Here is a 24,168-nt window from a genome sequence, read left to right on the forward strand (position 1 = left end):
CTCCAGACAGGGAGAATATTCGAAATGCAGATGGACGAACGTGATCGGATGATCCTGCGGCTGCTTCAACGCGATGGCCGTATCAGCAATGCCGAACTGGCCGAAAAGGTCAATTTATCGGCATCGGCCTGTTTGCGCCGTGTCAGGCTTCTGGAAGAAGCCGGTCTGATTGACCGTTACACGATGCTGCTTAATCCGGCCCGCATCGGCAAGCCGGGCAACGCATTCGTCAATATCTCGATCGCGCGACAGACTCGCGAGGCGCTTGAAACCTTTGAAAAGGAAATCCAGTCGGTTCCCGAAGTCGTGGAATGTTACCTTCTTGCGGGGCAAAGCGACTATCTGGTGCATGTGGTTTACAGCAACACTGCCGACTATGAACGCATTCACAGTGAAGTCCTGACCCAGCTTCCCGGGGTCGAACGCGTTCAGACGATCATCACGCTGCGCGAAGTCAAACGCACGACCGAACTGCCGGTCTGATCCGCTCAAGCGAGGCGGGCAGGTTTATGGCCTGTCCGGTTCCAACGTGGTTAGTCGCAGACCGTTTGCAAGGCTTTCCAGTCCTGCGGATTGATATCAAGCGTACCTGTGATGTCGCTTTGTTCAAACAGGTCGATCCGCCCGGTCATTTCCGGGTGAGAGCTTAGGATTTCCGGTAGTAAACTGGCGATTTCGGCATATTTGCTTTCGGTGGAAATTACGCGAAACAGCTTTGCCGTGCTTTGGGTTTCGATGCTGGCGTCACCCATCAGTTCAAGGGCAAAGTGATCGGCATCGGTTTCCATGTCCCGGGAATAGCTTTGTTCCATGACAAAGCCGACCGGAAGGTCGGCCCCGCCGGTCATCAATCGGACAAGCTGCCCAAGCGCGATGCCGGAAAACAGTTTTTTAAGGCCGTGCTGCATTTCGGTATGGCCGATTTCATGGGCCAGAACGCCAGCCAGGGCTTCGGGGTTTTCCGCCTTTTTTATCAGCTCGGAAAATACAATTATCTGCCCGCCGGGCAGGGCAAGGGCGTTTTCGATATCGCTGCGCAGTACGGTGGTTTGGTAGTCATATGTCATTACGCCGGTTTGTTCAAAGCGGCCCAGAATGGTGGTGATGACCTTTTGTGCGGTATCGTTGATTGCACACGCACTTGTCCCGTCGCGGTCTTCGCCCATGATCGCCACGATCTGTTCGCGCGCGTTGCGTCCCATGTCCATTTCCATGGAACGTGGATACACCGCGATGACCAGATCGATCATCAATGGCATGCCCTGCCAGATCAGTAGGGCAATTGCCGTGGAGAAACCGATGATACCAGCCGCAAGCCGGACTTTTGCCCGCGTTGCACCTTCGTCCACGGCAAGTCCGGGTAGGGTTTCAAGAATGAAGGCCTTGGAGTGCGGATCGTCAAAAATCAGGCGAAATCCATCATCCTTGCGCTTTCTCAAACGAAGCGGTTTTCCCTTTTCGATCCTTTCGCACAGATAAACACTGTCCTTTGGCAGTTCCTGTTCCCTGCCATCTGGCAGATACAGGGTAATGTAACGGTCGGATATGCCGACCGTTACATTCGTTGCCAACGATGTTTTACCGTCAAAAAGACGGGCATTGGGCAAGCTGTTCATCAAAATGCCTTGTTAAATCCCGCCCAGATCAAAGGCTTCTGCAAGGCCTTCGCCGGTGCGCGGGACGTTCTGTGCATCCGTGTTCTGATGCAGTTCCGCGATGTCACCGTCATATACCAGCGATGAAACATGCAGTGCCAGCATCGGATGGGTCAGCCCGACAAATGTCAGGATGCCGAAGACAGGCGTTGCAAGCAGCATCAGGATAAAGAACGGTGCCAGGATCGCCAGAACCTGTTCCGGGGGCATGTAGGATGCCGCGTTATTCGCGATGATCGAGAATGCGGCGAAACCACCGGTGACCGACAGCAGAGCAACAAAGACAATGCCCGCCAAAACCATCAGCAAAAGGAAGCGCAGCAACAGTTTGATATATTGCCCGGTTCCGAGTGTGCTGCCAAATTGCAGGCCAGCAAGGGTGGTATTTTCGCTTTGATACCGGAAGCACCATACATGGTACCAGGCCATCCCGAAGACGATCACGAGATACGGAATAAAGGCCAGCGGCACGATATAAAACGGGGAGTGTGTAAGGTTAACCGCCGCCGCAATAATGCCGCCCGATATGGCAATCGCGACCAGACACAGGAGCCAGGTCAGAATCCACTTTTTGAAGGCAGGGCCAAATGTGCCGGTAAAGCGTGCCTGATGGTCGCCGATCCAAGTGTTGTTTGTTTCATAGCGGGTCAGCGTGATAAAGCTGAGCGGCATCAGAATGCCCAGCGACAGGATGGCTGCCAAAAAGCTGCCAAAGCCGATCAGGGCATATTTGAAGGACGAACCGCCCAGTTTTCCACGAATGCCGCGCCAGAAGGTGCGGCTCATGCGATAGCGCGTGGCGCGATAGATCGCGACAAAAATCAGAAACAGAATGACGGCATACATCACGATAATCTGCAATCCCTGCATGGCCGGGGGCAGTTGGGCCGAGATAAAGCCCAGCAGCAGGGACGCGGGGATAAAGATGACCGAGATAATCAGGAAGCCAAGGAAAAGTTCCAACCCGCGGCCGGTATATTCCAACGCATCACCATCAATGACGATGTTGCTCCAGATATAGCGGCGCATCCGGGTTTTGGCCCAGAAACGGAATATGCCCAATGTCAGGATGGTCCAAAGTGTGTTCCAGCAGCAAAGTTTCAGAACGTCCTGCCAGCGACCGTAATATTGAATCTGGCCGTTATGGTATTCGGCGTTTTCGCTGTTTTCAGCAATATCTGCCGCCGCCTGAGAGCCATTATTGGCTTCAGGAAGTTCATTTTCGTCATGTGTGCTCATAGTCCCCTCGGTTCTAAGACCAGTTTCAGGATCAGTGGTAAAAATGACACCGCTTGTTTTCGCGGATTTTTGATCTTCCCCAAGTTTGATTTAACTTGGTTTATCAACAAGATCACTCACCCAAAAGGTTAGGGGCGTCTAATCAGGGCGATTTTTCTTTTTAAGAGAAACGGGCGGTTGGATGGTTTTCTTGCGCAGGCGGCAAACCAACTATTTCGGATGTGCTGCGAGAAGGGCTTCGCAGCCGCAGCGAATCAAATCTGTACAGATTCGCGATTTTTGTTCGCCGAGAACACTTTTTGATTGATGTGTTGTGACTGGTGTTCATCTATCGCGAGGGTCGGAAATGGGGGCGAACTGATTGTTTCTGCAAAGGTTCTTCGATTTTTTCTATTAAAAGCGGTCACGCGGTTTGACTTTTGAATGAATTAAAAGGCATTAATATAAGTTCAGGGAGAATGTTGGGGGAATAATTCTCTATGGAAAACGAATGTCTTGTTCGTGCGCGTAGCCACGAGCAAAAACTTAAACGTAGAAACGATATACTTGTCGCGGCCGAGGAACTTTACCTTGAGGGGGACGGACAACTGCCATCGGCAGCCGAAGTCGCCAAAAAGGCAAGCTTGGCCAAAGGTACGCTGTATCTTTATTTTTCAAGCAAGGAGTCCCTTTTTCTCGAAGTCCTGCGCGGATTTCTGAAGGGCTGGTTTGAAAACAATCTTGAAGTGATTGAGCAGGAAGCGTTGCGCCGTCCCGAAGACCGGGATTCGGCACGCGTTGCACAGCAATTCGTGCAGTATCTGGTCAAACGCAAGCAATTCCTGCATCTGGCGTCTCTGTCACAAGGGGTTCTGGAACAGGGGACTGACGACGAAGCCGTGCTCAGCCATCGCAGATTTGTCTCTTCGATGGTCAAGCGGACGGCCGATGCCCTGTCCGAACTTTATGACATCACACCGGAAGATGCCAACAAGCTGATGCGTACATCCTACGCACTGGTGATCGGCATGTGGCAAATGTCGCAAATTCCGACCCGTGTTGCCGAACTGATGCGCCAGAACGCGCTTGATAACCTGATTATCGATTTCAGTGTGGCAGCCGAGGAAGCGGTGGTGTCCTATTGGCGTGTGCTTGCACCGGGTATGAAATGCCGTGAATTCCTGCGTCAGATGGCAGAACAGAACCGGGCCTGATTTCAGGTTTTGCTATTCTTGTTTCGTCACGATCATAAAAAAAGCAGCACCTTTGCGGGTGCTGCTTTTTTGTCGGGTTTGGGGCGGTTCTAGCTGTCGATTGTGGCCTGATCCATGGATCGGGTCCGCGCCCGTTCTGAGCGCAGGATCAGCAGGCTGGAAATCACGATCATTACCGATACGGCAAGGATGATCAGTGTCGCAAGTGCGTTGATTTCCGGTGAAACACCAAGTCGTACGGATGAGAAGACCTTCATCGGCAGGGTGGTGGAGCCCGGACCGGCGACGAAGCTTGCAATCACCAGATCGTCAAGCGACAGGGTAAATGACAAAAGCCACCCGGCCAGCAGGGCCGGCAAGATCATGGGCAGAGTAATGACAAAGAAAATCTTTGCCGGTTTGGCGCCAAGGTCCATGGCGGCTTCTTCGACCGAGGTATCCATACCTGCCAGTCGCGATTGCACGACAACCGCGACATAGGCCGCACAGAAGGTCGTATGTGCGATCACGATCGTGGTTACACCACGCCCGGCTGGCCAGCCGATCAACTGTTCAAGGGTCACAAACAGCAACAGCAGGGACAGGCCGGTGATGACTTCGGGCATGACAAGCGGGGCGGCAACCATACCCGAAAACAGGGTGCGGCCTTTGAACCGGCCAAAGCGAGACATGACAAGCCCGGCAGGGGTCCCGACGGCAAGTGCCAGCGTTGCCGACATCACCCCGATCCGCAGGCTATTCCATGCGGCATCGATCATGCCGTCATTGGAAAACAGCGACACATACCATTTGAACGAGAAACCGGTCCAGACTGTGACCAGCTTGCCCTCGTTAAACGAATAGATGATCACCAGAAGGATCGGCACATACAGAAATGCAAATCCGAACACCAGCGCGCTTAGAAGGAACGTCGAACGTTTGCCGATCATTGTCCGTTTTCCTCCTGCTTGGTCTGGATATGCTGGAACCACATGATCGGCACGACAAGGAACAGCAACATCGCAATCGCGACCGAGGACGCAATCGGCCAGTCACGGTTGGCAAAGAACTCGTTCCAAAGCGTTCGACCGATCATCAGGGTATTCGGCCCGCCCAGAAGTTCGGGGATGACAAACTCGCCAACGGATGGAATGAACACCAGAAGTGACCCGGCCAGAATGCCGGGCATCGACAACGGCAACGTTACCTTCATGAAGGCCTTCCATGGCTTGCAACCAAGATCCAGGGCGGCCTCTATCAGGCTGACATCCATTTTCTCCAGCGTGGAGTAAAGCGGCAGGATCATGAAGGGCAGGTAGGTATAGACAATACCGATATAGACCGCGAATTCGGTCTGGCGCATGATCAATGGCTCGGAAATGATGCCGAGATTCAGCAACAGCGCATTGATCAGTCCCTCGCGGTCCAGAATGCCGATCCAGGCGTAAACACGGATCAGGAAGCTGGTCCAGAACGGTAGGATCACCATCATCAGCAAAACGCTGCGAAGTGATCCTTGCGCGCGTGCAATCCCGTAGGCCATCGGATAGCCGATCAGAAGTGTGACTACGGTTGAAATCGCCGCAATCCGGATCGAATTCAGATAGGCCGAGATATAAAGACTGTCGCTAAGCAGGAACAGGTAATTGCCGAAATTGATCGTGATATTGACGCCTTCGTCAATCCACGTGAACAGTGCGCTGTAGGGCGGCTGGGCATATTCGGCGGTGGCGAAGCTGATTTTCAGAACGATCAGGAACGGGATCAGGAAGAACAGCATCAGCCAGAGATAGGGCAGGCCGATCACAATGACCCGGCCATGCTTGAGCATCAGGCGATCATAACGTTGTTTCAGGGTTGGCTTGTCACTGCTCATTGGTTCAGAACCGAAGCAGCCCCGGCCTCCCACGTGACCCAGACGCGATCTTCCCACGTGTAACGCGGTTCGGTATGGCGGCTGGAATTGGGTTCGGTGACCTTGATGCGGAAACCGCTATCAAGGCGCACGTGATAGGTCGAAAGCCCGCCAAGGTATCCGATTTCCTCGACCTTGCCAGACAGGCAATTGTATTTCGTATCGGTCGGCTTTTCGGTCAGCAGGCGCAAACGTTCCGGGCGAAGCGCGATCCACAGGGTCGCACCTTCGTGGCCCTGAACGGCGTGGTCGATATAGATTTCGCCACCGGCATCATCGGACTGGATGACCGCGTATTTTTCGTCATCATCGACAAGCGTTCCTTCGATCAGATTGACCTGACCCAGGAAGTTTGCGGTAAAGCGGCTGTTGGGATATTCGTAAAGCTCGAACGGGGTGCCAAGCTGACGGATCACGCCGTCATTCATCACGGCAATGCGCGATGCCATGGTCATGGCTTCTTCCTGGTCATGGGTGACCATGACAAAGGTGGTGCCGACCTTTTCCTGAATATTGACAAGTTCGAACTGTGTCTGTTCGCGCAGCTTTTTATCAAGCGCGCCAAGCGGTTCGTCAAGCAGCAGCACCTTGGGTTTTTTGACCAGCGAGCGGGCCAGGGCAACACGCTGACGCTGCCCGCCGGAAAGCTGATGGGGTTTGCGTTTGGCAAACTTGGTCATCTGAACAAGGGCCAGCATATCGGAAACCAGTGTGCGGATTTCCGATTTCGGCAATCCGTCCTGATGCAGGCCAAAGGCCACATTCTGTTCGACCGTCATGTGCGGGAACAGGGCATAGGACTGGAACATCATATTGGTCGGGCGTTCATAGGCCGGGACGCCTGCCATATCGACACCATCGATATAGATTTTGCCCGAAGTGGGTTCCTCGAACCCGGCCAGCATGCGCAGAAGCGTTGTTTTGCCGCAACCCGATCCGCCCAGAAGGGCAAACAATTCATGCCGGTAAATATTAAGCGAGACATCGTCGACGGCATAAAAGTCGCCGAATTTCTTGGTCACATTCTCGAAACGGATAAACGGGACCGCATCGGGATTGTTCCAAGGCTGAGTCTTGTGCACATCTTCATGCGCTTTCTGCAAAGCCCCCTGCGACACCAAGCTTCTCCCCTTGTTTGTTGTCGAGATATACCCAAAACATCGGGCGACATGCCCGGTTGATCTTTTCAGTCCGATTGCGTTCGACTTGCCGTCCGATGTTTTGGTTTTGCCTGATTAACAGGATGAAGCAATTCCACAATCTGTAAAGAGGGGTGTGCGATATTTTGAACATTTTGTGACTGATACTGCGATAAATGGCGGAAAAGTCAGCAGGGGTGTTCAGAAAATGGGCATTGTTGATCGTTCTGTTTCTTCCGGTCACCGGTTCAGGCGGGTGACATATTTCTGGTAGGTATTACGAGTCACCCTGTCACACCCGTCACGAAAAAAGGGCGCTGCATCTGCGCAACGCCCCTTTGGATACATCGAGATAACCGGATCCATTCCTGATCGGTTACTGGCCGGTTTTAAGCTTGGTCCAAAGACGGGTACGGGTACGCAGCTCTTTCGGACCCGGCTCGATCTTGGAACGCAGACGTTCTTTTACTTCCTGGGTCGGATAAACGCCCGGATCTGATTTCAGGTCTTCGTCGATGAATTCCATGGCAGCCTCGTTCGGGCTGGCATATTCGACATAGTTGGCAAGATCCGCGCCGACATCGGCACGCAGGATGTAATCAATGAATTTGTGGGCCAGATCCGGATTCGGCGCGTCGGCCGGGATCATCATCACGTCAAACCAGATCAGTGTGCCTTCTTTCGGGATCACATATTTGATTTCGTTGCCATTGCCGGCTTCTTCGGCACGAAGGGCCGCCTGTCCAACATCACCCGACCAGCCGATGGATACACAGACGTTACCATTGGCAAGGTCGTTGATATATTGCGAACTGTGGAAATAGGTGATGTGCGGGCGAACTTTTTCAAGTTCGGCCATTGCGGCTTCGATGTCTTCGTTCGATTGTTTGGAATCCGGTTTGTCGAGATAGAAATTGACCAGCGGCACGATCTCGCCCGGATCGTCAAGCATGGTCAGGCCGCATTTCGACAGTTTTTCGGTATATTGCGGATCAAATACCAGCGCCCAGCTATCAAGCGGTGCATCGTCACCCAAGGCTTCCTGAACCTTGGCAACGTTATAGCCAAAGCCGTTGGTGCCCCAAAGATAGGGAACAGCATAATCGTTGTTCGGGTCATATTTGGCGGTCTGATCAAGGATGACCTTGTCCAGATTGCCAAAGTTTTCCAGTTTGGATTTGTCGACTTTCTGGAAAATACCGGCCTGGATCAGGCGCTGCGCATCGGCAAGTGTCGGAACGACAAGGTCGTAACCCGAATTGCCAGCCAGAAGTTTGGCTTCGACAACCTGGTTGCTGTCATAAACGTCGTAATTGACCTTAACGCCATATTCCTTTTCGAAATTGGCGACGGTCTCTTCACCGATATAGTCAGACCAGTTATAAACGTTCAGAACTTCCTGTGCCGATGCATTTGCGGCAAAGCCCGAAAGGGCTGTGGCAAGCACAACAAGGCTGGAAGATTTAAGAAGTGATTTCATTTCGCTGAGCCTCCCATGTGGCAGCGTTTGAAAATTTGAAGGTCCTGTTATTTATCTCTCCAGAACCTTCACATCCTTCGAATGCCTCAGGTTTTTGTCAAACACAAGATGGATTTTTGGGCATTTTTCGCATCAAGTGAAAAATTAGGCATTCATTATGCAACAATCTTGCGCCGGGGTTAATGCCCCGGCGCAAAACTTCAATCAAACGTTCAGAAGCAGGTGTTCACGCTCCCACGCGCTGATCACGGTCTGATAGGCGTCCCATTCAGCTTCCTTGACGGCCAGAACGGCGGCCGAAAATTCTTCGCCCAACAGGTCTTTTAGCGGCTTGCACCGATGGAATTTGGCAAGGGCTTCGTGGATGTGACGGGGCAGGGAATGCGCCCGGTCATAGCCCGAACCTTCAATCGGGGAAGTCGGATCGACTTCCTCGATAATACCGAGCAGGCCGCAGGCAAGGGATGCCGCAATCGCCAGATACGGATTGGCATCCGCACCCGGAATCCGGTTTTCGATACGACGAGCATTGGGCGGGCCGTTCGGCTGGCGCAGGCCGACCGTGCGGTTGTCAAGCGACCAGTGCATGTTGATCGGGGCATCCGACCAGGGCTGCAAACGGCGATAGCTGTTCATGTTCGGTGCCAGAAGCGGCATGGCAGCAGGCAGATAACGCTGCAAACCGCCGACATAGTTCAGGAACATCTGCGAATTGTCGCCATTGTCGTCGGCAAACAGGTTTTTGCCTGTCTTGATGTCGACGACACTTTGATGGATATGCATCGCACTGCCCGGATGGTTGCCCATCGGTTTGGCCATGAATGTGCCATAGACCCCGTGCTTGAGGGCGGTTTCACGCAGCGTGCGTTTGAACAGGAAGGCCTGATCGGCCAGTTCAAGCGGCGCACCGTGATTGAAGTTCATTTCAAGCTGGGCGGGGCCCGACTCGTGGCTCATGGTATCAGCGTCGATATTCATGGCCTCGCAATAGTCATAAAGGTCTTCGATCAGCGGGTCGAATTCGTTGATCGCATCTATGCCAAAGGCGTTCGATGCCCGTTCCGGGCGTCCCGAACGGCCGATTGGCGGTTCAAGCGGATTGTCCGGGTCGGTGTTTTTTGCCACCAGATAAAATTCAAGTTCCGGGGCAATGATCGGTTTCATGCCGCGTTCTTCAAACGCTGCCAATACGCGTTTGAGAACGTGGCGCGGCGAGATCGACACCTCGTCGCCATAAAAATGGTAACAGTCGCAAATAATCTGTGCTGTCGGTTCTTCGTACCATGGCACGACGCGGATGGTTTCCGGGTCGGGAACCATGACAACGTCTTTTTCCGCCGGGTCCAGAAATGCGTCGGTTTCTTCCGGATAACCCCCGGTGACTGTCATGGAAAAAATTGCCTCGGGTATGGCAAGGCTTTTGGCTTCAAGCCCGCGCAAAAACTTTTGCGTCGGCAGAACCTTGCCCCGCGCCACCCCGGACATATCCGGGACAATACATTCGACTTCTTCAATTTTGCGGTCAGAAAGCCACTTTTTGAGATCGGTACTCATGTGTAGTCGGACGCTTTCGCGCCAGTCCTTCAAAATTGCATTTTCTTGCTTTTTCCGGGCGTTTCCCGGTGAAATTCACAAGAAAGGAGGTTTGTCTTCGATGAATTCAGAATGTTTTTTTGTTATTTGTTTCGATATTCGAATTTTGTGCGAACATTTCGGTGGATAGTCGAAGATATCAATTCATATATCTGGATGACTCCCACCAAGTTGCGTTATAGTCGCCCCAGATTATAAGGGCAGCGGTTGGACGCTGGTCAAGGAGGTAAAATGAAAATCGAACATCCGTATCTTATGTTTCTTGGTGATGCACCGGACGAACTGGCGGCAAAAACCGCGATTGGCATCAAGCAGTGGCGTCCGGAATGGTGTGTCGCGCAGCTAAGCCTGCCGGGCTGTCAGGCCGATCTTGGCCTGCCGGAAATGTCGATTGCCGAAGCCAAGGCCGCCGGTGTCAAAACCATCGTTCTTGGTGTTGCCAACCGTGGCGGCGTGATCGGACCGGCATGGATGGAAACCCTTCTGGCGGCGATTGATGCCGGGATGGATATCGCTAACGGCCTGCATACCCGTCTGTCGACGATTCCCGAACTGGTCGAAGCCGCTGCTGCCAAGGGCGTAAAACTTTTCGACGTGCGCCACTTTGATGGCAAGCTGCCGGTCGGTAATGGTGAAAAGCGCCCGGGCAAACGCGTTCTGGCGGTTGGCACCGATTGTTCGGTCGGGAAAATGTACACCGCACTGGCCCTTGATGCCGAAATGAAAAAGCGCGGCATGAAGTCAACCTTCCGGGCGACCGGCCAGACCGGTATCTTCATCGCGGGCGAAGGCATTTCCGTTGATGCGGTGATTTCGGACTTCATTTCCGGCGCGGTTGAAACCATTGCCCCGGCCAACGAGCCTGATCACTGGGACGTTGTCGAAGGGCAGGGCAGCCTGTTCCATGCGTCGTTCGCCGGGGTTTCCATGGGCCTGATCCACGGGTCGCAGCCCGATGCGATCATCGTATGTCACGAACCGACCCGCACCCATATGCGCGGTCTGCCGGGGTATAAGCTGCCGGACCTGAAAACCACGATGGACGTCAATCTGATGCATGCGCGTCTGACCAACCCTGATTGCGTGGTTGCCGGTTTCGCCATCAACACCAAGTCGCTTGACGATGCGGCGGCCAAAAAGCTTCTGGCCGAGGTCGAAGCCGAATTTGGCCTGCCATGTGTGGACCCGGTTCGTACCGGTGTTGCATCAATCGTCGACAAATTGCAGGAGATCTGATGTGCCGCGCATAAGTGTCACATCCGAAGTCTGGCCGCTGCGCGGGGCGTTCAAAATCTCGCGCGGGGCCAAGACCGAGGCCCATGTCGTCAAGGTCACGCTGACCGACGGTGAATATACCGGATATGGGGAATGCGTTCCTTATGCCCGCTATAACGAAACCGTCGAGGGTGTCATCGCCGATATCGAGGCCCAGGCAGATGCCCTTTCGCGTGGTATGACGCGCAAGGAATTGCAGGACGCGATGAAGGCCGGTGCGGCGCGCAATGCGGTTGACTGTGCCTATTGGGACCTTGAGGCAAAGCGGTTCGGGCGTCGCGCCTGGGAGCTTGCGGAACGCAAGGCACCCGAAGGCCTGATTACGGCTGAAACGCTTAGTCTTGATACGCCCGATGCCATGCGCGAAGCCGCGCGCAAGGCTTCGTCGGCGCCGTTGCTGAAGCTCAAGCTTAATGGTGAAAATGTTCTGGAATCGGTGCGTGCGGTGCGCGAAGGTGCGCCGACATCGCGGTTGATCGTCGATGCCAACGAGGCATGGTCGATTGCGCTGCTTGAGGATATCGGGGCGGAGCTTGACGCGCTTGGTGTGGAAATGATCGAACAGCCGCTGCCGGCCGGGCAGGATGACGGTCTGATTGATCTTGATTGTCCGGTGCTGCTTTGTGCCGATGAATCGATCCATACCGTTGCCGATATCCCGCGCCTCGCGCAGCTTTACGACATGATCAATATTAAGCTCGATAAAACCGGTGGTCTGACCGGCGCGCTTGAGCTTGCCGATGCCGCCGCCAAGGTTGGCATGCAGATCATGGTGGGCTGCATGGTCGGGACCTCGCTTGCGATGGCACCGGCGATGATCGTTGCCGCCGATGCCCGCATTGTCGATCTTGACGGGCCGCTCTGGATGGCGAAGGACCGCGAAAACGGTCTGGCCTTTGACAAGGGTGTCATGGGGCTTCCTGATCGGGCGCTTTGGGGCTGATCCTGCCCAAAACAGGATTTCGACCTGCTTTGATTACTGCCGCCATACCGGGTTTCCGGTATGGCGGTTTCTTTTATCACACGACTGCCTTACCCAGTATTGCGAGTCGCGAACGTTTCTTAGTTCGCGTCTGGGTTTTGTTGGTGGCGTGCGCCGGAAAAACAACCTATGGGCGTGAATCTACGTTCGACTTTGTGTTAAAACAGGCGCTTGTTTGCATTTTTTTACCTGGCATTAGTTAAAAATTAATTCAAAATTATACTGCCACCTCTTCTGGATAGTTGAATTGGCGGTTAAATCAGGGAACGATCATAAAAATTTCGGGGCTGCTGTGGCTCCTTCGCATAGAGAAGTTGGAGCTGATCCGCGTGCTGTCTGGTCCCCGAAGAGATAGTCGGCGCTTCGCAGGCCCATTGCGTTGCCGCTATCGTGATTTCCTTTACACGCCCCGGCATGCGGAACTTCTGCATCTGCGGCGCAAGGAATCGGTCCAGCTGACCGCGCGCTTTGCTGCCTTCTTTACCCTTGTTCTGCTTGCGCTGGTGCCGTTCTGGGACGGGGCCTATGGCACCGGTTTCTGGCAATCGCAAACCGTGATCATGCGTTTTCTTGTGATGGCAATCGCCATTGCGGTGCTGTTGAACCGTGCGGTCAGTGCCAAATGGCGACGGCGTGCGCCTTATCTGCCGATGCTGTTTCTTGTCGTCGCCGCAACGCTTTTGTGCGGTTTCTCGGGCCTTGATTTCAGTGCCTCCCCGAAAATGCTGACTGCTCACAGCTTCCTTCTGCTCGGCCTTGTCGTGCTGGTGGCGATCATGCCGCTGACCTTGGCCGAGGCGGGGGTGATGGTATTCCCGATTCTGGTCTTGGTGGTTTTCGGGGCGCAGGGGCCGGTTGCCAGCGGCTATGTGCCGGTTGAAATGATTCTGGCGGTCCTGTTGCCGTTGGCCGTTCTGGCCGCTTTGGTGCAGCTTTACCGGACGATTGTCGCGGCACAGGAAATCGCGATTGATCCGCTGACCGGCGTTTATACCCGTGCCTTTGGTATGGAAATGCTGCGCCTGAATTTCGAAACGGCTTTCCGCAAGCGAAGCCCGCTTACCGTGGCCTTTGTTGATCTTGATGATTTCAAGAAAATCAACGACCAGTTTGGCCATGATTACGGCGACCGTATTCTCGAAGAAGCCGGGCGCAATCTGGCGCACCGGTTCCGGCGTGCCGATCTGGTGATCCGCTGGGGCGGGGAGGAATTCCTTGTTATTCTGCCCGACCTGACGCTGGCGCGTGCCGGAGAAGTCATGCATCGTGTCATGTTGCCCGGCCTTGCCGATCTTGCCAATGGCCTGACCCAGCAGGCCAGTTACGGTCTTGCCGAACGGATCGAAGACGCCATTTCACAGCCTCATAACCTGATTGATCTGGCGGATCAGCGCATGTATGACGCCAAAAAACGCCATGACCGCGAACAGATCGTTGCCGATGGCCTGTCGGGCCGCAAGGCGGCAAACCCGGCAGCGGTCAAATCATCGGCGCGGACGGACAGCAAGGTCGTCAACCAGACCCTGAACTAGAACCTTTTCCGTTTAGATTGAGCCGTTTTGCCGGTCACAGGTTTCTGTGGCCGTTTTTTCTGTCCAATTGGGTGTGACACAAATTTCGATGGGGTCGGTTCGGGCAATGTATTTTTCCACGATTTCACCGCCAGAATGACCCGATGGTCATGAAGCTGAGAGTTTCTGCGGGGTTTGAGCATATTCTCATGACGGGAATCGAAGGGGAAATTTTCGAATATATCGATAGAATCGCAGGGTTTCTGTCATTCTTTGGCCTGTTGATTTGTCATGAGTCGCCAAATTTTCACAAATGAACCGGGCCCGGAATTGGGGGCGATGCTGAAAAAATGACCTCGGACGGGCGGGATTCAGTTCGAAAAAGTGTCAGTTCGATGAAATTTTGATCAAAAAGAGGGCATTTATTTTTTTGATAAAAAAATAGTCAAAAACGTATTGCGTTCGCCCGATCTAATGGGTAATGTCTATTTGTGCGCTGCGGTAGGACGCAGTGCATTCCGGCGAGCGACTTGTCGCTCGTTTCTTGGACGTTTCCTCCCTAGACTTGGGCCGCTGTCACAGGCGGCCTTCTTTTTTGCCTGAATTCCAACGATTTGCGTGGTTTTTACGGCAGCGGGGAATTTCCCCTAAAATCCGGATATATGGTTTGAGGGAAATTGTGCGGTGCAAATCGCCTGTTGGTTGGGCATCATGAATGCCTGATGCAAAAGGCGCCGTCTTTCGAACGATGCCTTTGTTCGTTTTTCGCGATAGTTCCGTCGGGATTATTTCTCCCGCCCCGGATCTGCTTCCGGGAAGTTGCCGTCCCCGTCGCCAAGGCCGCGTTGCATGATCACGCTATCGACCCAGCGGCCAAGCTTGAAGCCTGCCGACTGCAATGTGCCCGCCACCCGGAAGCCGAGACGCGCATGCAGCCCGATCGAGGCCACATTGGCGCTGTCACCGATCACGGCGACCATCTGGCGATAGCCGAGCGCCGTGCAGCGTTTGATCAGTTCGGACAGAAGCGCGCGACCGGCCCCCTTGCCGACAACATCGGGCGCGATATAGATCGTGTCTTCGACGGTAAAACGATAGGCCGGGCGCGGGCGATAGGCCCCGGCATAGGCGAAACCTTCGACGCGACCATCAATTTCGGCGACCAGATAGGGCAGGCCGCGTTCACGGACATGCTGCCAGCGTGATGTCAGTTCGGCGATTTCAGGCGCACGTTCCTCGAACGAGGCCAGGCCATGCAGAACATGGTGGCCGTAAATCTCGGTGATGCGGCCAAAATCCTCCGGCTCGGCATCGCGGATCACAAGATCCTCCAGGGCGGCATCACCATTCGGCAGCGGCTTGCCCGATGGCACGGGGGAAACGGGGTGGCTGGTCATCAGAAAGGATTCCCGTCAAGATCGTGGAAGCACGAAATCAGATGTGTCATCTGTTCGCGCAGGATGTCAAATCCGCGGTGGGGCGTGATCGTGTCTTCGTCCATGTAAAGCGAGCGTGAAAGCTCGATCTGCAGGCTGTGCACGTGGTTTTCCGGTTGCCCGTAATGGCGCGTGCAGAACCCGCCTGCATATGGATCATTGTGCGACGGGCTAAAGCCCAGATCGCGGACACGATCTTCGACAAAGCGCGTCAAAGACGGATGGCAGGAACTTCCATAGCAATCGCCCAGAACCAGATCAACGCGGTTTTTGCTGCTGTCGACAGAATCACCGGGCATGGAATGGCAATCAATCAGGATGCAATAGCCAAACTGATCGCGCGTTGCATCGATCAGTTTGCGAAGCGCGCTGTGATAGGGGTGATAATAGGTATCGATCCGGTGCATCGCCTCGGCAACGGGCAGGCGCGCCTTGTAAATCTCGATCCCGCCGCTGACGACGCGCGGAATTGATCCCAACCCCGAAAGGGCGCGCATCGAATGAATATCGGCATCGGAGGGCAGGGGGCCGTCGAACATGCGCGGGTCCAATTCCAGCGCGCCGCGATTGACATCGACAAAGGCACGCGGAAACGTCGCGCATAGCATCGGCGCGCCAAGTTTGGGGGCGCTTGCAAAAATCTGATCGACAAAGGCATCCTCGGACGCGCGCAGTGCGAATGCGTCAATTCGGGCAATCTCGATCATTTCCGGCGGATAATGGCGACCGGAATGGGGTGATGCAAACACCACCGGCAGGGTTTGCCGGGATGGCAGGATGACGGTTGCCGGTCCACTGCCGGTAAGATCCGATGGCAACTGGTTCATTGTCGTTTGTTATGTCTTCCCTAAACTGGATGATGATCATAGCAACAGCGATCCATCCCGTCCCCCATAGATGAAGATTTTTTGTCAAAAAACCAATTGAGGGGTTGCACCTTTTTCTGCCTTGGGATAAATACCGCCTCGCCGTCACAAACGGCGCTGGCCAAGCCTTCCGCTTTGGAGGCCGGTCAGATGAAAGATGGGTTAGAGGGCCTATAGCTCAGTTGGTTAGAGCGTTCGCTTGACATGCGAGAGGTCACAAGTTCGAGTCTTGTTAGGCCCACCATCTTTCCCCAAATACAGGGGCCTATAGCTCAGTTGGTTAGAGCGTTCGCTTGACATGCGAGAGGTCACAAGTTCGAGTCTTGTTAGGCCCACCATTTCCTCCCCGCCGGTTTCCGAGCGGGGTCTTGTGTTTCTGGTCCCAGAAACCGTTCATTTCCCAAGGTTATCAAGGCTTCCGGCGCATCATGATCGGCCCGGATATTTCCCGCTTGAAGTTGGTTGTATTATGTGTTGAATGCATTCAATCAAGCGTTCTGTTTCGGCCCGATGCCTGATCGGCAGGCCGGACGATCTGACGGGGGCCTGCCATGATCATGTCTTTTGAAACCGTTCTTGGCCTTCTTGCCGGATCACTGACCACGATTGCCTTCCTGCCGCAGGTCATCCGCACCTGGCGCACCCGCTCGACCGCCGACATCTCGCTTGTGATGTTTCTGATCCTGTGTACGGGGATCGCGCTTTGGCTGGTTTATGGCCTGATCCGTGGTGACTGGCCGGTGATCATTGCCAACGGCTTTACCCTTGTCCTGGCCTCGACCATCCTCTTTTTCAAGCTGCGTCACGGATAGGGCGTTTTTCCCGACTGCCGAGTTCAGGGTTGCAGGCCCGCGCATCTGGCGGTGTTGCGGATATGGGTTTCCATTTCGCGGCGGGCGCGGGGGCCGTCATTGTCGCGAAGAGCGGCAGTGATCCGCCGGTGTTCAGCGATGGATGCCTTCATGCGTTCCGGATCGGTAATCGGGATCGGCTGGCGCTGTGTTTCGGTTAACTGGTCGCGAACATTCTGATAAAGTGCGCGCAACATCGCATTGCTGCATGCTGCGACAATCGTGTCGTGGAATGATAAATCGGCCTCGACATTGGCGATCAGGTCCTGATTGGCCCAGCAATCTTCCATCTGCTTGGTGGCCTGTTCCATATGGTCAAGCTGGTTGGCGGTTAGCCTGCCGCTTGCCAGTTCGGTAATCTGGCCTTCCAGCATGATGCGGGTCTGAAATACATCAAACACGGAATAGCTGTCGGAATAGCGCCACGGCGCCATGTCCGGTTTGGTCGCATTTGATGGGTCGGTGACAAAGGTGCCGCGACCAGCCTCGGTCTTGATCAGTCCAAGTGTTTCAAGTGTCAGCAGGGCCTCGCGCAGGGAAGCGCGGCTGACGCCGAACTTTTGCGAAAATTCACGCTGGGACGGAATCTTTTCCCCCGGCTTCAGCGCGCCGCTTTGGATCATTTCCTGAATTTCTCGCGCAACGGATTGCGGCAAGAACGTTTTTGTAAGCATGCCCTAGACCTTTATTCGTTATTATCCTTGGACGCGCCGACTTTCGTTGAAGGCGGCCTTTTTGATTTTTGCATGATCCAACTTGCAAATGCCATTGAAACATGTTTGTCTGGTCTAACCGGTCTGACCAGTTAGACCAGACTATTCAGGGACGGTTTAAAAAACAAGGGAAACATCATGCAACTCCTCTCGTACCTCAAATCATCACTCGTGGGTGGCGTTCTGGCCGTTTCGGCAATTGCGTCGGTAAATGCGGCAGATCTGACTGTTGGGGCCAATATCGGTAACGTTCCGTGGGAATTTCAGGATGCCGATGGCAAGACTGTCGGTTTTGAAGTCGATCTGGTAACCGAGGTCGCCAAGCGTCTTGGCAAATCTGTTGAATTCGTCAACATCCCGTTCAACGGCCTGTTCCCGGCGGTACAGTCGGGCCGTATCGATATGGCGGTATCGTCGATCACCATCACCGATAAACGTCTGGAATCGGTCACCTTCGCCCAGCCATATTACGACAGTGACCAGTCACTGACCGTTGCCGCGGCAAGCGGTATCGAGGGCATGGACGGTATGGCTGACAAGGTTGTCGGCGTCGATACAGGATCGACCGGCGATATGTGGGTCGGCAAGCATGGCGCGGACTATAAACTGGCTGAAACCCGCCGCTACGAAGGCCTTTCACCGGCGATGCTTGATCTGGTAGCCGGTCGTATCGACGGCTATATCAGCGACATTCCGGCACTACTGTATTACGTTAAGGACAAGCCGAACCTTAAAGTCGTTGAACGTATAACCACCGGTGAAAAATATTCGATCATGTTTAACAAGGACGCTCCGCTTGCGACCGAGGTAAACGACATTCTGACCGAACTGAAAAAAGAAGGCTTCATCGCACAGCTGCATGAAACCTGGTTCGGTGCAAAACCCGAAGAAACCACTTCGACCGTCGCGGTCATGGATATGCCGACCCTGAAGTAACAGGGCGTACCGTCTCGTCCGGCGGTGGGTTTCGGCCTGCCGCCGACACTCCTTATCGAAGTGGTAGTATTATGGACCTTCTATCGACATTCTTTAATGTCCCGGTGTTGCTTGCAAGCTTGCCGCAGCTGATGTCGGGGTTGCTGGTGACATTGCAAATCGGCGTCACCAGTATTGTTTGTGGCCTTATTGGCGGTCTTTTTCTTGCGGTGACGCGGCTTTATGCACCGGGTTTTGTGTGTGTAATTGTCAGGCTTTATATCGATATTTTCCGATCGATCCCGCTGCTCGTTCTGCTGATTGTTGTTTATTACGCGCTGCCGTTTGTCGGCATTCGTCTGTCGCCTTTTCTGTCTGCGATTATGGCGCTGACTTTGGTGTCATCGGCCTATACCGCCGAAATTTTCCGCGCGGGGATCGAGGCCATTCCACATGGCCAGTTCGAAGCATCGGCCGCGCTTGGTCTTTCCAATCGTCACACGATGATTGACGTGATTCTGCCCCAGGCCATCCGCATCGTGATCCCGCCACTGACCAACAATTGCATCAATGTGATGAAAGACACGGCACTGGCGTCGGTCGTTGCCATGCCCGACCTTTTGAAACAGGCGACCCAAGCGCAGGCATTGTCGGCAAACCCGACCCCCCTGATCGGGGCAGCACTGATTTATCTGATTTTGCTTTGGCCGATGGTGTGTGTCGTTACCCGACTTGAAAAACGTTACAGCAAGGGGAAACGATAATGGCGGCCCTGATCAGGATCAGTAATCTTAAAAAAGCATATGGTTCGTTCAAGGTTCTGCACGGGATTGACCTTGATATCGCACAGGGCGAAGTCGTCTGTGTCATCGGTCCGTCCGGGTCAGGGAAATCGACCCTGATCCGGTGCATCAATCATCTTGAGGCATTCGACGCCGAAAGCGAGATCACGGTGGATGGCATCCCGGTCAAGCCGGGCCGTGCATTGGCCAAGGTCCGCGCTGAAGTCGGCATGGTGTTTCAGTCCTTCAACCTGTTTCCGCATATGACGGTGCTGCGCAATGTCATGCTGGCCCCGATGCGGGTGCGCCATGCCAAAACGGCTGATGCCGAAAAACATGCACGCAACCTGTTGCAGCGGGTCGGCATTTCCGAACAGGCCGATAAATATCCCGGGCAACTTTCGGGGGGCCAGCAGCAGCGTGTCGCGATTGCCCGTGCGCTGGCGATGGAGCCAAAGGTTCTTTTGTTTGATGAACCGACATCGGCCCTTGATCCGGAAATGGTTGGCGAGGTTCTTGATGTCATGAAAAAGCTGGCCGGGACAGGGGTGACGATGGTGATTGTGACCCATGAAATGGGCTTTGCCCGCCAGGTCGCGGATCGCGTTATTTTCATGGATGGCGGCAACATCATCGAAGCCGGTCCCCCGGCGCAGATTTTTGATCAACCGGTCGAAACGCGCACGAAAAGCTTCCTGCACGCTGTTCTTGATCACTGAAAAACAAATAAAAACACGGACATTCCGGAGGATAGTTTATGACAACCAACAAACAGCTCGATATGGATTTTGTGCGCAGCCAGTTTCCCGGTCTGTCAAAGGGCTGGGTGCTTTTTGACAATGCAGGGGGCTCGCAAATCCTGAAATCGGCGGTGGAACGGATCAATACATTCCTGTTTGATAAAAACGTTCAGATCGGCGGTTCTTACGAGGTGTCGCAAAAGGCAGCTGAGGCGCTGCTTGAAGCACGAACCAGTGCGATGCATCTGGTCAATGCCAGCCGCCCCGAAGAAATCGTGTTCGGAAGCTCGACCACAGCACTATTACAGAACCTTGCCCGGGCCATGCAAAGCCAGCTGTCGAAGGGCGATGAAATCATTGTTACGGTTGCCGATCATGAATCCAATATCGGCCCGTGGGACAGACTGCAAAGTGCCGGGATCAAGGTGAAGTTCTGGCCACTGGATCGCGAACAGTTAAGGCTTGATCTGGCAGACCTTGAGCCGCTTATGACCGACCGCACCAAGCTTGTCTGTGTGACGCATGTGTCCAACATTCTTGGTGAAATCAATCCGATCCGCCAGATTGCCGATTTCGTCCATGCGCGCGGGGCGCGTATTTGCGTTGATGCGGTGGCCTATGCCCCGCATCGTGCGGTTGATGTGCAGGCATTTGACGCCGATTACTATGTCTTCAGCCTCTATAAGACCTATGGGCCGCATTATGCGCTGATGTATGGCAAATACGACCATCTGCTCGAACTCGATACGCTTTATCATTACTTCTACGGCAAGGATAAGGTGCCGGGCAAACTTGAATCCGGCAATCCGAATTACGAGCTTGCCTATGCCACCTGCGGCATTGTCGATTATCTTGTGAAACTTGGTGAAATGACCGGCGAAACCGGTTCGGTGCGGCAGAAAATCGTTGCGGCCTATGACGCCATCACCTTGCAGGAAAATGCCCTTGTTGACCGGTTGCTGGGATACCTTCGCAGCCGCAATGATTGCACGATCATTGGCCGTTCGGACAACCGCGATGGCATTCGAATTCCAACGATCAGCTTCCGCTTTGATGGCATGGATGCCGGCGAGGTCTGCAAAATCATTGATGACGAAAAAATCGCCATCCGGTTTGGTGATTTCCATTCCCGCCGTCTGGCGGAATATCTTGAAGTGACCGAGCATGGCGGCATGGTCCGGGTTTCGATGGTTCATTACAATACGGTTGAAGAAGTTGATCGTCTGACTGCGGCCTTCGACCGGATGCTCAATGCCGTTAAATCCGCCGCAGCCGCACGATAGGGGAGCCGATCACATGCAGTTTGACCGCATCATCAAAAACGGCACAATCGTTACCGCCAGCGACATTTACTGCGGCGATATCGGGATTGTCGACGGGCGCATTGCCGCGATTGCCGCAAATCTTGATGGCAGTGACGATATTGTCGATGCCACCGGGCTTTATGTGATGCCCGGCGGGATCGACAGCCACGTCCACATTTCCCAACCATCGGGCGACGGGATCGTCATGGCCGACGATTTCGAAACCGGAACGCGGTCGGCGGCGATGGGGGGCAATACCTCGATCCTGAGTTTCTGCATGCAGGAAAAGGGTGACAGCCTTCGGGAATCCTTAAAGGTCTATCACGCCAAGGCGGACGGCGAATGTCATATCGATGTCGCTTTTCACCTGATTGTCACCGATCCGACCCCGGCGGTTCTGGGGCAGGAGCTTCCGGCGCTGGTGGAGGATGGTTATACGTCGATCAAGGTTTTCATGACCTATGACGGGTTGCGTCTGCGTGATGATGAAATCCTTGATACGCTTGAAAGTGCGCGGCGTTCAGGTGCATTGGTGATGGTGCATTGTGAAAACGAGGATGCCATTCGTTTCCTGATCGGGCGGCACGAAGCCAATGGTGATCTGGCGGCGAAATTCCATGCCACGACCCGTCCGATTGCGGCTGAACGCGAAGCAACCCATCGCGCTTTATCGCTGGCCGAAATTGTCGATACGCCGATTGTCATCGTCCATGTTTCGAACCGCGAAGCCATGGAAGAAATCGAACGGGCCCGAATGCGCGGCAGCAAGGTTGTCGGGGAAACCTGCCCGCAATATCTGATGCTGACGGCCGATGATCTTGATCAGTCTGAAATGGAGGGGGCAAAGTTTGTCTGTTCCCCGCCGCCGCGTGACAAGGCCAGTCAGGATGCCTGCTGGGATGGGGTGGAACGCGGCGTCTTTGATCTGTTTTCATCCGATCATTGCCCATTCCGGTTTGACGATCCGGCGGGAAAGCTTAATGAAAAGGGCAGGAAAAACTTCCGTTGGATCCCCAACGGCATCCCCGGTGTTGCCACCCGCCTGCCGATCCTGTTTTCCGAAGGTGTTCAAAAGGGGCGGATTGATCTGTGCCGCTTTGTCGCCATCACCGCGACCAATCACGCCAAGCTTTACGGCATGTATCCGCAAAAGGGCACGATTGCGATTGGTTCGGATGCGGATATCGCCCTTTGGGACCCGGAAAAGAAGATCACCATCACCAATGATCTGCTCGCCCAGGGGGCCGATTATACCCCGTTCGAAGGGCTGGAAATTTCCGGCTGGCCGGTGCACACGATGGTGCGCGGCAAAACTGTTGTCAAAGACGGCAGGCTGGTCGGGGAAAAGGGATATGGGGCCTATGTCGCGCGTGAACGGTCATCCCTGACCGCGTCGCAAAAAACGGCTGGCTAGGTTCGGCATCAAAGATTTCAATGAATGGCGGCAATGCGTCCTATCGCATTGCCGCGATGCTTTTGCGGAACCTGATTGCGCTAAAGGCGAAGAACAGGGCGGCGATCACGAAGACGATCAGGAATTCCTTCCAGACGACATCGATCCCGGCATCGCGATACAGGATCGCCTGTGCGAAGTTGACAAAGTGGCTGGACGGGACGAACTGCATGATGTTCTGAAGCGTTTCGGGCATGCTTTCAAGCGGCGTATTCCCGCCCGACAACATCCGCATCGGCAATACGACAAGGATGAAGAGAAGCCCGAATTGCGGCATTGATTTCGTCATGGTCGCAAGGAAAATGCCAAGGGCGGTGGCAAAAAACAGATACAGCATGGTTCCGGCAAAGAACAGCAGCTTGGAGCCGATAATCGGCACGCCAAGCATAAGCTCGACGACGAAAAACAGCGATACCGCACTGGCGATCAGGATCACAAGCCCGTTGGCCCAGACCTTTGCCAGCATGATTTCAAAAGGATCAAGCGGCATCACCAGCAGATGTTCAATCGTGCCATGTTCGCGTTCACGTATAAGCGCCGCCCCCGAGAGGATGATCGACAGCATGGTGATGTTGTTGATGATCTCCATCGCGCTGGTGAACCATGAACTGGTGGCGTTTTCGTTATAGGCATAGCGCGTCACAAGCGTCGCCGGTGGTTCGTGACTGGCCGCGACATAGGCCGAAACCCCGCCCATGAAGGTCCGGACTTCCTGGGCGATGATATTGCTGACATAGCCCTGGCCGATCCCGGCCTGCATCATCGCGGTGGCATCGATGTTAAGCTGGATTTCCGGCTGATGACCGGCAATCAGATCCTTTTCAAAATCGGGTGGGATCACCAGCACAAAGGTATATTTGCCACCATCCATGGCGGCGTCGATGTCGCCTTCGCTGATTTCCCCGGGTGTCTTGAAAAATGGTTGCAGAAACGCATCGCCGATCTGGCGCGACAGTTTGGATTTATCCAGATCGGCAATCGCGATTGATGCGTTTTTAAGGTCATGGGAAAAGCCGGTGGCGGCATTGTAAATCGCAAATGAAAACGCCCAGCAGATCAGGATCAGCAACACGACATCGCGACGGAGGCTGAAAAGCTCCTTGATGCCAAGGCGATAGATATTTTCAATCCGTTTGCCAAACATCGA

The 24,168-nt window shown here is 54.3% G+C and carries 22 protein-coding genes and 2 tRNA genes; 13 read left to right on the forward strand and 11 right to left on the reverse strand.

Features of this window, described 5'->3' with window-relative positions; genetic code table 11:
• Nucleotides 1–24: 24 nt before the first annotated feature.
• The gene (locus LG297_RS07405) at nucleotides 25–483 is read left to right on the forward strand and encodes an Lrp/AsnC family transcriptional regulator (protein WP_007092109.1); all 459 of its coding nucleotides are present in this window, start codon (nucleotides 25–27) and stop codon (nucleotides 481–483) included.
• 50 nt (nucleotides 484–533) lie between these two features.
• Here the strand turns inward: LG297_RS07405 and LG297_RS07410 are convergent, their stop codons facing one another.
• Entirely contained in the window at nucleotides 534–1,616 is a 1,083-nt protein-coding gene (locus LG297_RS07410; protein ID WP_404426287.1) for a M48 family metallopeptidase, read from the reverse strand.
• A gap of 12 nt (nucleotides 1,617–1,628) precedes the next feature.
• A complete protein-coding gene (locus LG297_RS07415) occupies nucleotides 1,629–2,894 on the reverse strand; it encodes a YjgN family protein (protein WP_404426288.1) in 1,266 nt (421 codons plus the stop codon).
• Between the two features lie 479 nt (nucleotides 2,895–3,373).
• On the opposite strand from LG297_RS07415, the gene LG297_RS07420 reads away from it, so the two are divergent.
• Complete coding sequence (locus LG297_RS07420; protein ID WP_404426289.1) at nucleotides 3,374–4,087, forward strand: TetR family transcriptional regulator; 714 nt, start codon at nucleotides 3,374–3,376, stop codon at nucleotides 4,085–4,087.
• An 89-nt stretch (nucleotides 4,088–4,176) separates the two neighbouring features.
• Here the strand turns inward: LG297_RS07420 and LG297_RS07425 are convergent, their stop codons facing one another.
• From LG297_RS07425 to LG297_RS07445, 5 genes are all read right to left on the reverse strand, one after another.
• Nucleotides 4,177–5,016 (reverse strand): ABC transporter permease subunit, encoded by an 840-nt coding sequence (locus LG297_RS07425; RefSeq protein ID WP_404426290.1) that lies wholly within the window; start codon nucleotides 5,014–5,016, stop codon nucleotides 4,177–4,179.
• Nucleotides 5,013–5,942, reverse strand: a complete 930-nt coding sequence (locus tag LG297_RS07430) for an ABC transporter permease subunit (RefSeq protein ID WP_404426291.1) — start codon at nucleotides 5,940–5,942, stop codon at nucleotides 5,013–5,015. Before LG297_RS07430 ends, LG297_RS07425 begins: the two co-directional genes overlap by 4 nt.
• Nucleotides 5,939–7,099, reverse strand: a complete 1,161-nt coding sequence (locus tag LG297_RS07435) for an ABC transporter ATP-binding protein (protein ID WP_404426292.1) — start codon at nucleotides 7,097–7,099, stop codon at nucleotides 5,939–5,941. The genes LG297_RS07430 and LG297_RS07435 overlap by 4 nt, the downstream gene beginning before the upstream one ends.
• A 397-nt stretch (nucleotides 7,100–7,496) precedes the next feature.
• Complete coding sequence (locus tag LG297_RS07440; RefSeq protein WP_404426293.1) at nucleotides 7,497–8,600, reverse strand: polyamine ABC transporter substrate-binding protein; 1,104 nt, start codon at nucleotides 8,598–8,600, stop codon at nucleotides 7,497–7,499.
• A 204-nt stretch (nucleotides 8,601–8,804) separates the two neighbouring features.
• A complete protein-coding gene (locus LG297_RS07445; RefSeq protein WP_404426294.1) occupies nucleotides 8,805–10,154 on the reverse strand; it encodes a glutamine synthetase family protein in 1,350 nt (449 codons plus the stop codon).
• A 270-nt stretch (nucleotides 10,155–10,424) separates the two neighbouring features.
• Here LG297_RS07445 and dgcN point away from each other — a divergent pair, with 270 nt between their 5' ends.
• The 3 genes from dgcN to LG297_RS07460 all read left to right on the forward strand — a co-directional run bounded on the left by dgcN (nucleotide 10,425) and on the right by LG297_RS07460 (nucleotide 13,982).
• Complete coding sequence (gene dgcN, locus LG297_RS07450) at nucleotides 10,425–11,429, forward strand: N-acetyltransferase DgcN (protein WP_404426295.1); 1,005 nt, start codon at nucleotides 10,425–10,427, stop codon at nucleotides 11,427–11,429.
• Nucleotide 11,430: 1 nt separating this feature from the next.
• Complete coding sequence (dgcA, locus tag LG297_RS07455) at nucleotides 11,431–12,411, forward strand: N-acetyl-D-Glu racemase DgcA (RefSeq protein WP_404426296.1); 981 nt, start codon at nucleotides 11,431–11,433, stop codon at nucleotides 12,409–12,411.
• A gap of 413 nt (nucleotides 12,412–12,824) precedes the next feature.
• Complete coding sequence (locus LG297_RS07460; protein WP_404426297.1) at nucleotides 12,825–13,982, forward strand: diguanylate cyclase; 1,158 nt, start codon at nucleotides 12,825–12,827, stop codon at nucleotides 13,980–13,982.
• Nucleotides 13,983–14,746: 764 nt separating this feature from the next.
• On the opposite strand, the gene LG297_RS07465 is transcribed toward LG297_RS07460, so the two are convergent.
• Complete coding sequence (locus LG297_RS07465; RefSeq protein WP_404426298.1) at nucleotides 14,747–15,358, reverse strand: GNAT family N-acetyltransferase; 612 nt, start codon at nucleotides 15,356–15,358, stop codon at nucleotides 14,747–14,749.
• Nucleotides 15,358–16,224, reverse strand: a complete 867-nt coding sequence (locus tag LG297_RS07470) for an N-formylglutamate amidohydrolase (RefSeq protein ID WP_404426299.1) — start codon at nucleotides 16,222–16,224, stop codon at nucleotides 15,358–15,360. The genes LG297_RS07465 and LG297_RS07470 overlap by 1 nt, the downstream gene beginning before the upstream one ends.
• Nucleotides 16,225–16,430: 206 nt before the next feature.
• Here LG297_RS07470 and LG297_RS07475 point away from each other — a divergent pair.
• The 3 genes from LG297_RS07475 to LG297_RS07485 all read left to right on the forward strand — a co-directional run bounded on the left by LG297_RS07475 (nucleotide 16,431) and on the right by LG297_RS07485 (nucleotide 17,075).
• Nucleotides 16,431–16,507, forward strand: a tRNA-Val gene (locus LG297_RS07475).
• A gap of 17 nt (nucleotides 16,508–16,524) precedes the next feature.
• Nucleotides 16,525–16,601, forward strand: a tRNA-Val gene (locus LG297_RS07480).
• A 213-nt stretch (nucleotides 16,602–16,814) separates the two neighbouring features.
• On the forward strand, nucleotides 16,815–17,075 hold the full coding sequence (locus LG297_RS07485) for a SemiSWEET transporter (protein ID WP_082824739.1): 261 nt from the start codon (nucleotides 16,815–16,817) through the stop codon (nucleotides 17,073–17,075).
• Nucleotides 17,076–17,098: 23 nt separating this feature from the next.
• Here LG297_RS07485 and LG297_RS07490 read toward each other — a convergent pair whose 3' ends face one another.
• Nucleotides 17,099–17,788, reverse strand: a complete 690-nt coding sequence (locus tag LG297_RS07490) for a FadR/GntR family transcriptional regulator (protein WP_404426300.1) — start codon at nucleotides 17,786–17,788, stop codon at nucleotides 17,099–17,101.
• A 177-nt stretch (nucleotides 17,789–17,965) separates the two neighbouring features.
• On the opposite strand from LG297_RS07490, the gene LG297_RS07495 reads away from it, so the two are divergent.
• From LG297_RS07495 to hydA, 5 genes are all read left to right on the forward strand, one after another.
• Nucleotides 17,966–18,763, forward strand: coding sequence for an ABC transporter substrate-binding protein (locus tag LG297_RS07495; RefSeq protein ID WP_404426301.1), 798 nt, complete (start codon nucleotides 17,966–17,968; stop codon nucleotides 18,761–18,763).
• A gap of 71 nt (nucleotides 18,764–18,834) precedes the next feature.
• Nucleotides 18,835–19,506 (forward strand): amino acid ABC transporter permease, encoded by a 672-nt coding sequence (locus LG297_RS07500; RefSeq protein WP_404426302.1) that lies wholly within the window; start codon nucleotides 18,835–18,837, stop codon nucleotides 19,504–19,506.
• Nucleotides 19,506–20,243 carry an amino acid ABC transporter ATP-binding protein gene (locus LG297_RS07505; protein WP_404426303.1) on the forward strand — a complete coding sequence of 246 codons (738 nt, stop codon included), beginning with the start codon at nucleotides 19,506–19,508 and terminating at the stop codon, nucleotides 20,241–20,243. The genes LG297_RS07500 and LG297_RS07505 overlap by 1 nt, the downstream gene beginning before the upstream one ends.
• Before the next feature lie 38 nt (nucleotides 20,244–20,281).
• On the forward strand, nucleotides 20,282–21,547 hold the full coding sequence (locus tag LG297_RS07510) for a cysteine desulfurase-like protein (protein WP_404426304.1): 1,266 nt from the start codon (nucleotides 20,282–20,284) through the stop codon (nucleotides 21,545–21,547).
• Nucleotides 21,548–21,560: 13 nt separating this feature from the next.
• The gene (gene hydA, locus LG297_RS07515; protein WP_404426305.1) at nucleotides 21,561–22,982 is read left to right on the forward strand and encodes a dihydropyrimidinase; all 1,422 of its coding nucleotides are present in this window, start codon (nucleotides 21,561–21,563) and stop codon (nucleotides 22,980–22,982) included.
• A 40-nt stretch (nucleotides 22,983–23,022) separates the two neighbouring features.
• Here the strand turns inward: hydA and LG297_RS07520 are convergent, their stop codons facing one another.
• Nucleotides 23,023–24,165 carry an ABC transporter permease gene (locus tag LG297_RS07520; RefSeq protein WP_404426306.1) on the reverse strand — a complete coding sequence of 381 codons (1,143 nt, stop codon included), beginning with the start codon at nucleotides 24,163–24,165 and terminating at the stop codon, nucleotides 23,023–23,025.
• Nucleotides 24,166–24,168 lie beyond the last annotated feature (3 nt).

The organism is Thalassospira australica, from assembly GCF_044790785.1.
Classification (GTDB): Bacteria; Pseudomonadota; Alphaproteobacteria; order Rhodospirillales; family Thalassospiraceae; genus Thalassospira; species Thalassospira australica_A.

Excerpts from the sequence above, each read along its gene's own strand:
- LG297_RS07495 (WP_404426301.1), top strand. The coding sequence starts at position 17,966 with ATGCAACTCCTCTCGTACCTCAAATCATCACTCGTGGGTGGCGTTCTG.
- LG297_RS07510 (WP_404426304.1), top strand. The coding sequence starts at position 20,282 with ATGACAACCAACAAACAGCTCGATATGGATTTTGTGCGCAGCCAGTTT.
- LG297_RS07520 (WP_404426306.1), bottom strand. The coding sequence starts at position 24,165 with ATGTTTGGCAAACGGATTGAAAATATCTATCGCCTTGGCATCAAGGAG.
- LG297_RS07420 (WP_404426289.1), top strand. The coding sequence starts at position 3,374 with ATGGAAAACGAATGTCTTGTTCGTGCGCGTAGCCACGAGCAAAAACTT.
- LG297_RS07440 (WP_404426293.1), bottom strand. The coding sequence starts at position 8,600 with ATGAAATCACTTCTTAAATCTTCCAGCCTTGTTGTGCTTGCCACAGCC.
- LG297_RS07470 (WP_404426299.1), bottom strand. The coding sequence starts at position 16,224 with ATGAACCAGTTGCCATCGGATCTTACCGGCAGTGGACCGGCAACCGTC.
- LG297_RS07410 (WP_404426287.1), bottom strand. The coding sequence starts at position 1,616 with ATGAACAGCTTGCCCAATGCCCGTCTTTTTGACGGTAAAACATCGTTG.
- LG297_RS07465 (WP_404426298.1), bottom strand. The coding sequence starts at position 15,358 with ATGACCAGCCACCCCGTTTCCCCCGTGCCATCGGGCAAGCCGCTGCCG.
- LG297_RS07505 (WP_404426303.1), top strand. The coding sequence starts at position 19,506 with ATGGCGGCCCTGATCAGGATCAGTAATCTTAAAAAAGCATATGGTTCG.
- hydA (WP_404426305.1), top strand. The coding sequence starts at position 21,561 with ATGCAGTTTGACCGCATCATCAAAAACGGCACAATCGTTACCGCCAGC.
- LG297_RS07415 (WP_404426288.1), bottom strand. The coding sequence starts at position 2,894 with ATGAGCACACATGACGAAAATGAACTTCCTGAAGCCAATAATGGCTCT.
- LG297_RS07405 (WP_007092109.1), top strand. The coding sequence starts at position 25 with ATGCAGATGGACGAACGTGATCGGATGATCCTGCGGCTGCTTCAACGC.
- LG297_RS07485 (WP_082824739.1), top strand. The coding sequence starts at position 16,815 with ATGATCATGTCTTTTGAAACCGTTCTTGGCCTTCTTGCCGGATCACTG.
- LG297_RS07425 (WP_404426290.1), bottom strand. The coding sequence starts at position 5,016 with ATGATCGGCAAACGTTCGACGTTCCTTCTAAGCGCGCTGGTGTTCGGA.
- dgcN (WP_404426295.1), top strand. The coding sequence starts at position 10,425 with ATGAAAATCGAACATCCGTATCTTATGTTTCTTGGTGATGCACCGGAC.
- LG297_RS07500 (WP_404426302.1), top strand. The coding sequence starts at position 18,835 with ATGGACCTTCTATCGACATTCTTTAATGTCCCGGTGTTGCTTGCAAGC.
- LG297_RS07430 (WP_404426291.1), bottom strand. The coding sequence starts at position 5,942 with ATGAGCAGTGACAAGCCAACCCTGAAACAACGTTATGATCGCCTGATG.
- LG297_RS07445 (WP_404426294.1), bottom strand. The coding sequence starts at position 10,154 with ATGAGTACCGATCTCAAAAAGTGGCTTTCTGACCGCAAAATTGAAGAA.
- LG297_RS07490 (WP_404426300.1), bottom strand. The coding sequence starts at position 17,788 with ATGCTTACAAAAACGTTCTTGCCGCAATCCGTTGCGCGAGAAATTCAG.